Raw genomic sequence first — 12,361 nt, forward strand, 5'->3', positions numbered from 1 at the left:
TTAAGACAAGCATGAATCGACATTTGCTATGGCGCTATATTTTACTTACCTTTCTCATACTAGTAGGTGTGATTTATGCGTTGCCTAATTTGTATGGTGAGGATCCAGCCGTTCAAATTTCAGCAAAAGAAGAGGTACCTATTACAACTGAGCTAGAAAAACGGATTGCATCAAATCTAACGCATCGAAATATTTCTTTTCAATCTTTTCAACGGACTGCAAACGCAATTTTGGTGCGCTTTCCTGATACAGAAGATCAAATCAAAGCAAAATATGTTATCCAGGAGACTATCGGTGCAGATTACTCAGTCGCGTTAAATTTAGCGCCCTGTACTCCAAAATGGCTCCAAGCGATTGGTGCTAAACCAATGAGATTAGGACTGGATTTGCAAGGCGGCATTCACTTTTTATTAGATGTTGATGTTGATGCGATAATTAAAAATCAAGAAAGTGGAGATGCTCATAGTATGGTTACTGCTCTTCGTTCAGCACAATTTCAACATACTAGTATGATCAGTGGTCCAAAAATGATTATCATTCATTTCCGTAATATACAAGCGTGTGAACGAGGAATAAATCTGTTAAAAAAACAATTTAGGAATTACCAATTTGAAGCTCAAGGACTTTCTGTTCGAGGGATTATTTCAAAGGAAACCTTACATCAAATCCAACAAAATGCTGTCGATCAGATCATTGCCATTCTTCAAACGCGAGTTAATGAGCTTGGTGTTTCTGAACCAGTAATTCAACAGCAAGGGAAAAGTCAAATCAGTGTTGATCTACCAGGTATTGAGGATACTGCTCGGGCTAAAGACATTATTGGTAAAGTAGCTACTATCTTTTTACAGTTAGTTGATGTAGAGCATGATGCTCAAATGGCTGCGAGAACCGGGATCGTGCCTGTCAATTCAAAATTATACACCTACGGAAATGAACCTATCTTATTAAAGCAAAAAGTGGTCTTAAATGGAACTTCAATTATTAATGCCTCGAGTGTTATCGGAGAAGATGGTCATCCAGATGTACAAATCCGAATAAGTGGCGGTGAAGTATCCTCTTTTAATCAAATTACCAAAGAAAACGTGGGAAAACTACTAGCAGTAGTGTATGTGGAAACTAAAACCACTCATCACAACGGTAAAGCAGTTACGCGGTATCGTCAAGAACGGATAATTAATATCGCAACTATTCAGACAGCCTTAGGAAACAATTTTCAAATTACTAATCTTCCCACTATGGAATACGCTAAGAATTTAGCACTACTGCTACGTTCTGGCACCTATCCTGTTCCAGTAGATTTCGTTCAGGAGCGGGTGGTTGGTCCTAGCCTTGGTCAAGAAAATATTCATATGGGCATCTTCTCTGCCAAAATTAGCGTCTTACTAATAATTTTGTTTATGGCGTTTTATTATCGCTTGTTTGGAATTATTGCAGATATTGCATTGATATTAAATGTCATTTTTATTATCGCAGTATTATCAATTTTGGGTGCAACACTAACATTACCTAGTATCGCTGGAATTGTTTTGATCATGGGTATGGCTGTGGATGCCAATGTATTAATTAACGAGCGAATCCGTGAAGAGCTTCGAAATGGTGTTATGTCATCTCAAGCAAGCATTAAAGTGGGTTATGATTGTGCCTTTTCTACCATTGTGGATGCTAATGTGACAACATTAATTGTAATGATCGTTTTATTTACCTTAGGACCGGCTGGTGGGCCTGTCCAAGGTTTTGCAGTAACTACCATGATTGGAATTCTTTCCTCCATGTTAACAGCAATTTTCTTTACTCGTACAGTTGTGAATTTGATTTACGGACGAAGAAGTGTTTCTCGATTATCTATTGGCATTAGATCTAAATTTTTCAAAAGTAAGTGATAATGGAATTTTTTAAAGCTAACACCAAAATTTCATTCATGCGCCAACGTAGATTGGCAGGTATCTTTTCAGTTGGTATTTTTCTTACCGCTATTATTTCTCTTTCTATTTACGGATTAAATTTGGGATTAGATTTTATAGGAGGAACCCAGGTTGAAGTAAGTTTTACGCAACCGGTTAATATAACTGAAATTCGTAAAAATTTAGCAAATCAAGGTTTCCCTCAAGCGATAGTTCGAGTTTATGATGTCCATCATATTTCAGTGCGTGTGGTACCGCATAAAGAATTAGCACAAGAGCTACTCAAAAAAAAGCTAATGGCGATCATACCAGGTGGTACTATTAGATCATTGGATTATATTGGGCCGCAAGTAAACCAGAAATTAATGACAAATGGAATGTTAGCTGTTACTGTAGTCTTAATTGCTACGATGAGTTACATCACTTTACGTTTTGGATTTCGTTTTGCTTTAAGTGCTGCTATTGCTTTAATTCATGATCCAATATTAATTTTAGGAATTTTCTCTTTTTTCCGTTTAGAATTTAATTTAATTGTGTTAGCAGCAATCTTAACGGTTATTGGTTATTCTCTTAATGATACCATCGTAGTTTACGATCGAATTCGTGAAAATTTCCGTAAGGTTCGCCACAGTACTTCAACAAAAATTATAGATTTATCTATTAATCAAACCTTATCTCGAACTATTATGACATCAGGTTTAACGCTACTTGTCGTTATGGTGCTATTTTTTTTTGGTGGGAACACCTTGCGACCTTTTGCTTTGGCTTTAATTATTGGAATTATTATTGGTACTTACTCTTCTATCTACATAGCTGGTTCCTTATCTGTTACTTTCGGTCTGAATCACAAAAATCTCATTGGCTCTACTAAAAAAGTTGACGATAATTTTCCTTAGTTTTTAAATTTTTATTCTAATTCCTTAAATCGGAAATAAAAATTTTAGTGAAGAGCTACAGGAAAGATAATAATCACACGTTTGGCACACCCTGAAGTTTATCGACTTGACTAACCTTTTTTGAAGAATGGCCTCAATACTACTTGATTAATGGGATAGGAACTATGTAACAATCCTAATTTTGAGTGCATCAAGATTTAAAAAAGGGGAGGGTAATTTAACAAAATTTTTTTCCGGACAAAAATCGACCATTCTGATTGTGTTTATTTTATTTCAGCAAGATACCAAATAAATGATTAAAATGAGCATTTGATACATCGAAAATCAATAATAGCTTTCAATAAAATAGCTTCAATTTAATATCAAATGGATTAATGATTAGAGCACTCAAGCAAAATACTTTGTTAAGAGAAATGATTTCTTGAATTTTAAAATAATTGACTTATAAATAATTGTTTAATGTATGTGAATTTTTATGCACTTAGTTTAAAGACGATAATCGAGGAAATGATTGGACTATTGAAATAAAAATGTTAATTTTTCTAACAGGTAGAACACTTATTAAACCTTCTTATATTATTATTTTTATCTTCATCGGCTTTTATAGGAAATAACCTGTTTTTGGGAGATTATTTTAATTATTTTAGATGATTACTATAGAGGAAATTGAAAATCCATTGCAAACGGATTGAAATAACAATCTCTAAAAAAAGAAAGATGGTACGTTTTTCTATTTGACAGCAGTATGCATAAACGGGTTATAGCGTTGGGAAGAATTTTTCTAAGAGATTGCATGAATAATTAAGTCTACCGACTAAAAAGGTGTATCTGCCCAATTAGATTTGGGAAATTATTGCTTTAGCAAACAAAAAAATTAGACAGTACTTTTTCTTAGTTCAGAAAAGTGGCTGATTTTTGAAATTCTGATGTTTAATTATTTGTTAATAGCCACGATATGTTAAAAAATAAGGATCTAGAAAGAAAATAAATTATCTGGAAAAGTTAAAAATAATATCCTACTGACGAAGTAGGAATTAGTAAAGATTTTTACCTAAAAACATTCGAGTGATATGAGCGAATGTGAAGAACCCAGCTTTATTTTGAGGATGAATATTTAAAATTTGCTAGTTAATATTTATTTATAATGAAAGTGAAGATACGAAAAATATAAGATATGGAGAGGTGCTAGGCAATTAAAAACTTTCCAAAATAGTAATAACTTATCTTAATTTAGTAATCAGAAAATGGAGGTAGAACAGAGAATTTTCAAAACGATAACATTCATTATACCCAGTTAATCATAAATAAGTTAAATGCTGGAAAAATTGATCTGTTATATTCTTGCATAAGATATTAAAAATACTACCGAAATAGATCGAGTTTTAACTCTATTAAAAGAATTTTTTTATGTTATTCCTGTCTTTTGGTTATGATTAATGTTGTGATTGATTATCATCAATTATCGCTTTCGAAATTAATTCTAATAGGATCTTATAAGTCTTAGCGTTTCCAGCGATTAAGTTACCATTTTCCATATAATTATTCTTTCCTTGAAAATTATTTACAAAACCACCTGCTTCCGTAATAAGTAAAATACCTGCGGCTATATCCCATGGTTTCAAACCCATTTCCCAAAAACCATCTAAACGTCCAGCGGCTACATAGGCTAATTCTAAAGCTGCTGCACCTGCACAGCGAACGCCAGTAGTTTGAGGAGAAATAGTTTCAAAAATTTTGAGATATGTTTGAAAAAGTGCTTTTCCTTTAAGAGGAAATCCCGTGCCAATAAGCATTTCACTTATTTTTGTGCGAGTACTAACTCTGATTTTACGATTATTTAATTGAGCGCCACCACCTTGAACAGCTGTAAATAATTCTTGACCTAGAGGATCATATACGACAGCTACACTTAATTTATCACGATACTTTAAAGCAACGGATATCGCTATTTTTGGAAAACCATGAATAAAATTAGTAGTGCCATCTAATGGGTCAATAATCCAAATAAAGTCATTTTTGGATTTATGTAGACCTGATTCTTCAGATAAGATAGTATGATCTGGATATGCTTTATGAATAGTTTGAATAATTTCTTGTTCGGAAAGTTGATCCACTTGAGTGACGAAATCATTTTGATTTTTTTCTCTAATATCCACGACATCGAGTCTATCTATAAAACGAATAATAATGCGTGCAGCATTGCTGGCGGCTCGGATAGCAATATTAAGCATCGGATACATAAAATATTCCTCGAGATCATAGAGTTCAAAATGATAACATGTGAATCATGTCTGCAAAAGTAATCCGTATTTTACCCAACGATCTTTGTTTTTTCATCTAGCTTGGAGGTTGAAAACTCATTTTTACCTAGCAGATTAATTTTATGATTCCTCAATGCGTACCGTATCCCAATGATTTTAGTCAATCCTAGTTATCCTGGAAATATTGATGTTATCCGACGATCTGTAGAAGAACATGTGGTGTTTCGATCTCTATTTGATTTAACCAGGATTTTCTTCACAAGCAGGCTATAAGTGCCACGGACAGCAAGAAAAGCAGGTAACATATTGGCAGCAATTGTAGTTGATAATTTAAATACGACTTTATAAAGATTGCATTGATTTAGCCTTTGAAAGCTAACTAAGAATGTGACAACAATTGGTTACTCCCCAGTTGAATGAAATAGTAGCTGTATTTGAAGAAGAACTTGCTTATTGTTAATATCATGTAACAATATCAAAAAAAGGGTTTCAATTCTTTAAATTTAGAATAAGTTGTGTAAATTATTGTGTACGAAATTCATATAGTTCCGTTAAAGAGGGGAAAAAAGCAATGGCAATAATATCTATATTATGATTACTCGGAAAAACGTTAATAGCGATTAAATTTATAGATCTTAAAAGCAGTCCAAAATGCTTATAAAAAGTTGAAGCGCCTTTTTAATCATGCAAAATTGATGAAACAGAGTTGAACATTTTATAAGGCGTTTTTTATACTATTCATAGATGAAATAACTACTGTTAAAATTTTATTTCTATTTCAAGTTGAGTTCGAGTTAGGGAAATATCAGTGAATGATTTTAATAGAGAAAAAGCACCATTAATTCCAGCCCCCGTTCAACTACATGAATTTACTTTTAAAGCCATTATACTATCTATTCTCCTTGCTATTATTTTATCAGCGGCTAATGCTTATCTTGCTTTAAAAATTGGAACTACCATTTCCGCCTCTATACCCGCATCAGTATTCGCATTAGGAATTTTAAGACTTTTTAAAACACATAATGTTTTAGAAAGTAATTTAATTCAAACAGCAGCTTCTGCAGGAGAAGGTGTTGCAGCTGCTATAGCCTTCGTGTTACCAGCTATGATTTTTCTCCATATTTGGAAAGGTTTTCCCTATTGGGAAACAGCTATTATCACTTTATTAGGAGGACTTTTAGGAGTTTTATTCGCTGTTCCTTTGCGTCGGATCATGCTTAACCTCCCTGCTTTACATTTTCCTGAGGGAACAGCTATCGGTAATGTCCTCAGAGTAAGTACACAAAGAAAAGCTGGTTTGAAATTATTGGCTCGAGGCGGCTTAGCTGGTGGGCTTGTAGCTTTTACACAAACTGGTTTAAAAGTGGCCGTTGATAGTTTGCAAATGTGGACATTTATGGGGAGAACTATTTTTGGTTTTTCGATAGGTTTTACTCCTGCTACCTTAGCTGCAGGATTTATTGTTGGTTTTGAAGTAGCAGTAAGCTTATTTATCGGAGCTCTTGCGGGTTGGTTAATCTTGTTGCCTTTTATTGGGCTGTATTATGGATTACCCGCTAATATCACTTCGGCTTATGATGTGGCTCTCCAACTGTGGGATACACATTTACGTTTTGTCGGCGTAGGAACAATGCTTGTTAGCGGCATATGGACATTATTTCGATTATTGACGCTTATTGCAAAAAGAATTCGATTTTCTTTTATCGATTTTCGAGAAGCCTTAAAAAAGGATTTCTCATCAGGAAATCGCTTACGAATCGAAACGGACATGCCTCTATCCTGGTTTATTCTTGGTGTTTTAGTCCTTGCTGCTTTATTGTTTTTCTACACTTTCTATTATCTATACCGAGCTCATATTGCGGCAACTGTTAATTATTTATGGATTGTAGCTTTTATTTCAGTTATTTATATAATGATCATTGGCTTCCTTTTAGCGACTATATCAAGTTATTTTTGTGGATTAGTAGGATCAAGTAATAATCCTTTATCAGGTCTTTTAATTACTGCCATTTTGCCGCTCTCATTTCTATTTTTAATAGTATTTCGTGTTCGCGAGACGATACAAGCACATTATATTACTTCTGTGGTTATTGTTATCGCTACTGTTCTTGCTGGTATTGGTTCAATTACGGGAGAAAATATCCAAGATCTTAAGGCAGGTAAAATGTTAGGAGCTACACCCTGGCGACAACAATTAATGATGGCCATTGGCGTTGGTGTTTCAGCTTTCGTTATCGGTCCAGTGCTTCAGCTTTTATTTGATGCTTATGGCATGGGCGGTGTTTATCCGCGTCCTGGCATGGATCCTTCTCAGATGTTGGCTGCACCCCAAGCAAGCTTAATGACTGCAGTTTCCCAGGGGGTATTAACTCATCATCTTAATTGGGACATGATTATTATTGGTGGGATATTGGCTGTAGTTATTATCACAATTGATGAATTTTTAAACAGATATAATTTTCGGTTGCCTGCTTTAGCAGTCGGTTTAGGTATTTATTTACCTCCGGAGGTAATTACTCCTGTAGTTATTGGTGGCTTGATAAGTTTTTTAGTTAAAAAACACTGGCAGATAAAAAAACACTCAGTAGAAGAAGAAGTTAGAATAACTGAAGCTCATCAAAATGGAGTATTAATGGCTTGCGGTATGGTAGCTGGTAGTGCTCTAATGGGAGTAGTTTTAGCAATTCCATTCGTTATAATGGGAAGTGCTAATGCGTTAGCATTGGTAGGTCCAGGATCTACTTCGATAGCAACGAGTGTACTTGGAATTATTATATTTTTATTATTATGTGCGTGGTTTTATCGTATTGGCGTTAGGTAATGATGATATTGCTACCTATTTATTTGGATTATATGGCAACAACCCCTGTCGATCCTGTTGTAGTACAGGAAATGATGACCTGTTTAACTAAAGAGGGGATGTTTGGGAATCCAGCTTCAGAAAGTCATTCTTATGGGTGGGGTGCGCGAGAATTAATTAATAAGGCACGTAAGTCTGTTGCACAGTTAGTGAATGCGGATCCTAAGGAAATTATCTGGACTTCTGGTGCAACGGAATCAAATAATCTAGCCATTAAGGGTGCTGTTTCTTTTTATTATCGTAAAGGTAAACATATCATTACAATAAGTACGGAACATAAAGCTGTATTAGATACGTGTGCTTATCTGTCTTCAAAAGGTTTTGAAGTTACGTATTTAGATCCTCAACATGATGGCTTATTAAATTTGGTCGAATTCGAAGGCGCTATTCGTCCAGACACAATTTTAGCCTCCTTTATGCACGTTAATAATGAAACTGGTGTTATTCAAGATATTGCTGCTATTGGTGAAATTACGCGTCGATATGGTGTCCTCTTTCATGTAGATGCAGCACAAAGTGCAGGTAAAGTTCCTATTGATTTAAACTGTATGCAAATCGATTTAATGTCTTTTTCGGCCCATAAACTTTACGGACCAAAAGGTGTTGGAGCTTTATATGTGCGCCGTACTCCCCGTGTTCGCTTAGAACCTTTAATTCATGGTGGTAGCCATGAAAATGGTCTACGTTCAGGAACATTAGCTACACACCAGATTGTGGGTATGGGTAAAGCTTTTGCCTTAGCTCAAGAACGTATGGCTGATGATATGAAAAATATTATTCAATTACGTGATCGCTTATGGTTTGGGCTATCTAAATTAGGTGGTGTTCACTTAAATGCAGAAACAACTCCGCGTATTCCTGGATGTCTGAATGTTCGATTTGATGAAGTAGAAGGCGAATCGTTAGTGATAAGATTGCAAAAAGTAGCAATTTCAAGTGGTTCAGCGTGTAATTCCGCAAACTCTAATCCATCCCATGTATTATTGGCAATGGGGTTAAGTCGTGAGGAAGCGAATAATTCTATTCGAATTAGCTTGGGGCGATTCACTACAGAAGAAGAAGTTGATAGCGCAGTTACCCACATTACGGAACAAGTGAATCACTTACGTCAAATGTCTCCTCTTTGGGAGAACGTTAAGAAAAAATTGATTCATTAGATTATATTATGCGTTATTCTAAAGAAGTTTTAAATTATTTTTTTAATACACAACATACCGGGGTATTGAGGAAGGAAGATCCCAAAGTAAGGCATGGGGAAACAGGAACTCGCGAACAAGGGTATTTATTTAGATTTTACGTTCGTTATGATCACAATAAAATAAAAGAAGCTAAATTTCAAGCTTATGGGTCTGTTTCAGCTACCGCAGCTTTTGAATACACTTGTCATTGGATCGAAAATAAGACTTTTGAAAAAGCTAGACAATTAACTGCAATTCAAATACAAAAGGCTCTAAATTTGCCGGTATTCGAAATGCATACTGCGTTTTTAGTTGAAAGTTTGTTTAAAAAAACACTGAAAGGTGATATTTAATTTAAAAAATCGAACTGATTAGTTTCGTACACTTATAAACTTTCTAGTTTTCTTTGATAATTTTCTTTGATTTTTATATAGATTATTAATAATAAGATTAAATGAATTTACTTATGTAAAAATCGTTTTGTTTCTAGCATAAGATATTAAGCTTCATAAGCTTCAGATGTATTTCTCATTTTCTGTGTTCTCGATTTGATAGCAGTTAAGCTACTTAAATAATTAGTTGGTATATTATAGGATACTGTAGGCGAAACCATGCATACTTGCAAAAATTAAGTTATTCAAAATGCGAAGAATTTATATTGATTAATGTTTCTCATAAGCTCTAATGATTCAAAAAGAAGTCAGTAAATAATTTTCATACAGAAAAATAAATAAAAGAAGGTGATCACTTGAGTGAAACTCGATTGGTTAGTAAAAAGAGTAACTACTAAAATCATCATCCGTAATGATGAAGCATATTTATCAAAACACATTGATATAAATAATTGTTAACACATATTGATCTCCTGATGGGTTGTCCCAGGGGCCCAGCCTTACCCTGTCAAATGAAGTGTTTTACCTGTTTGAGAAAGCCTAGGGGGCAAGGTTAAGTTAACAAAGCTCTAAAGTAGGAACTTGTGCATTTTGTGCATTTTTAAGATAAGTGTTTGGATTGTGCTATGCAAAGCTTCTTCTGCACTAATCTCTATGAGACTGTATTGATCTTAATCCCGTTGATTAAATTTCGCTTGATTCATTTTCTGCCTAGATGATCTGTCTACTATCTCCCAATAAGAGTTTCAAAAATCACTGAAATTGTTTTGCTGAAATGCTTGATAACTGGAATGAAATTCCCATTCTGAGGGAGGAGTGAAATCCCATTCTTTTTTTTATCCTGCGCCTATTGCATCGTAATCTTCGCGTTTTTTAGGATCTTTGGGAACTTCGTAAGCTGTTTATTTGTTTAAATTTCCTCTCCCTATTTAGTTTTTTACTGACATCAGGATAGTATTTTCTGTTTAATTGTCGATACCGCTTTTTAATTTCGTTTACTATTATACTGCGTGAAATGCCTAAATTATTTTAATAAATAAATAAAGGCATTATGATAAAATTTAATATGACAAGATTTAAAAAGAAGAGAAAGGATAATAGCAGTGTGATGAATTGGAATATGTTAATAATGAAACGTCTAAAGCGCTTTACTACATATAACAGACTGATTTACGATAGAATAAATGAGATCTAGTAAACAAAGATTTTAAAGCAGGCCTTATATTCTATACTGTTAAAAGTTCTTTATAACTTCATGAATGCTTGATATCATCCGGACATTTTTTTTAATTCCTAACCGGGTTGAAAATTTTTTCTTGAAGGGTTGCATGCTCTTAAATTCCTGATTTATAGTAGGATGGAGTACTTTGAATTTTTTCTACATTAAAAATCTGTCTAGATAAACAATTAGTATTCTTTTCGAAAAAATAATTTTGAGAATAGACTATCATTCCTACTCATTTGAGATACGTTCCTACAGCCTATCCTTTAATATCCTTATAATGACTATAACAAAGGTAAGAAAAGAAATATTGCACAATTCTTTGTTTAATCGTCTTCATTGAAAATTTATTGAAAATCAGGAAATTTATCGCAAAAAAGCTCGGAAAAATATTTACGCCTTAGTTTTCTATTTGTTTATTTCATCGTTTATATAAATTCCATGGGTTTACATCATTATTTTTATTTTTCATAATCTTTAGTCTTGAAATTAATAAATTTTTTTGTTGATATGCTTTTTTCTAAAATAGCAAATGTGTTTTTCTATTGAGCAAAATAGATTGCAGCACGTTTAACCCGGAAGAACTAGGAGAGCGCCCACGATTAATACATCAAATGTCATTGATTCTCATTATGAATTTCCTTTTTTAGAGTAAAAAGTGTGAGAATGTATAGGATTAAAAAAATAGTGTACTATCCCGCACTATTATTTTTGATATGAATCTGGATTATATTCTAAGGTTTAGCTATGATTTTTTAAATAAAATGAGGATTATAATGATGCATACTCAGACGATTGATTATCGGGATGGTGACACTGTATTCCAAGCTTATTTAGCTTATGCACACGAAAATTCAGAAAAGCAAAAACGGCCTTTGGTTCTTATTGCTCATGCATGGCGTGGCCGAGATGATTTTGTTGAAGAAAAAGCACGTCATTTAGCTAAAATAGGATATGTTGGATTTGCAATGGATGTTTATGGTAAAGGGGTATTAGGTGATGAGCCAGAAACTAACCGAAGATTGATGCAACCTCTTATGGAAGATCGTAAGATGTTACTTCGACGACTGACAAAAGGATTAAAGACGGCTAAGCAAGTAAAAGTTGTCGATAGAACTAAAATTGCTGCCATGGGATATTGTTTTGGAGGACTTTGCGTGCTTGATTTAGCAAGAAGTGGTGCTAGTTTGAAAGGGGTTGTGAGTTTTCATGGATTATTACAAGCACCAAAAGAGATTTTGACAAAAAACATAAAATCGAAAATTTTAGTTTTGCATGGTCATGAAGATCCTATGGTTCCTCCAAACATTGTACTTGAATTCGAAAAAGAAATGACAGATGCAAAAGTGGATTGGCAATTGCATATTTTTGGAAGAACTATGCATGCTTTTACTAATCCAGAGGCTAATGATTTTAATATGGGTACCATTTACAATCCACAAGCGGAAAAGCGTTCTTGGTTTGAAGCGACTCAATTTTTTAAGGAGATTTTTAAATGAGAGGTTTTGGTTTTCATAGTTAAATAAGTTATCATATCAACAGTAAAAATCCAGGCAAAGGATAGATAACAACTTGAGAATTAAAAATTTTTGAGAAAAAATGGTAGCGAAACTTATTTGATGAAATTACCGTAGGAAGAGAAGCTATTCGC

8 protein-coding genes are annotated in these 12,361 nt (G+C 33.9%); 6 read left to right on the top strand and 2 right to left on the bottom strand.

Features of this window, described 5'->3' with window-relative positions; all coding sequences use genetic code 11:
* The first annotated feature begins 11 nt into the window (after window positions 1–11).
* The gene (gene secD / locus ONG85_RS02865) at window positions 12–1,880 is read left to right on the top strand and encodes a protein translocase subunit SecD (protein WP_264435434.1); all 1,869 of its coding nucleotides are present in this window, start codon (window positions 12–14) and stop codon (window positions 1,878–1,880) included.
* A gap of 2 nt (window positions 1,881–1,882) precedes the next feature.
* Complete coding sequence (secF, locus tag ONG85_RS02870; protein ID WP_264435435.1) at window positions 1,883–2,797, top strand: protein translocase subunit SecF; 915 nt, start codon at window positions 1,883–1,885, stop codon at window positions 2,795–2,797.
* A 1,433-nt stretch (window positions 2,798–4,230) separates the two neighbouring features.
* Here the strand turns inward: secF and ONG85_RS02875 are convergent.
* Window positions 4,231–5,037, bottom strand: coding sequence for an inositol monophosphatase family protein (locus ONG85_RS02875; RefSeq protein WP_264435437.1), 807 nt, complete (start codon window positions 5,035–5,037; stop codon window positions 4,231–4,233).
* Between the two features lie 829 nt (window positions 5,038–5,866).
* Between ONG85_RS02875 and ONG85_RS02880 the strand changes: the two genes are divergently transcribed.
* The 3 genes from ONG85_RS02880 to ONG85_RS02890 are packed head-to-tail and all read left to right on the top strand — an operon-like array spanning window position 5,867 to window position 9,449.
* Window positions 5,867–7,879, top strand: a complete 2,013-nt coding sequence (locus ONG85_RS02880) for an OPT family oligopeptide transporter (protein ID WP_264435438.1) — start codon at window positions 5,867–5,869, stop codon at window positions 7,877–7,879.
* Between the two features lie 2 nt (window positions 7,880–7,881).
* Window positions 7,882–9,075, top strand: coding sequence for an IscS subfamily cysteine desulfurase (locus ONG85_RS02885; RefSeq protein ID WP_454706807.1), 1,194 nt, complete (start codon window positions 7,882–7,884; stop codon window positions 9,073–9,075).
* A gap of 8 nt (window positions 9,076–9,083) precedes the next feature.
* Window positions 9,084–9,449, top strand: a complete 366-nt coding sequence (locus tag ONG85_RS02890) for an iron-sulfur cluster assembly scaffold protein (RefSeq protein ID WP_264435439.1) — start codon at window positions 9,084–9,086, stop codon at window positions 9,447–9,449.
* Between the two features lie 912 nt (window positions 9,450–10,361).
* On the opposite strand, the gene ONG85_RS03535 is transcribed toward ONG85_RS02890, so the two are convergent.
* On the bottom strand, window positions 10,362–10,505 hold the full coding sequence (locus tag ONG85_RS03535) for a DnaJ domain-containing protein (protein ID WP_406566725.1): 144 nt from the start codon (window positions 10,503–10,505) through the stop codon (window positions 10,362–10,364).
* Between the two features lie 984 nt (window positions 10,506–11,489).
* Between ONG85_RS03535 and ONG85_RS02895 the strand changes: the two genes are divergently transcribed.
* Window positions 11,490–12,209 (top strand): dienelactone hydrolase family protein, encoded by a 720-nt coding sequence (locus ONG85_RS02895; protein ID WP_264435440.1) that lies wholly within the window; start codon window positions 11,490–11,492, stop codon window positions 12,207–12,209.
* Window positions 12,210–12,361: the final 152 nt, after the last annotated feature.

It is taken from the genome of Coxiella endosymbiont of Dermacentor marginatus (assembly GCF_907164955.1).
In the GTDB taxonomy this organism is placed as follows: Bacteria; Pseudomonadota; Gammaproteobacteria; order Coxiellales; family Coxiellaceae; genus Coxiella.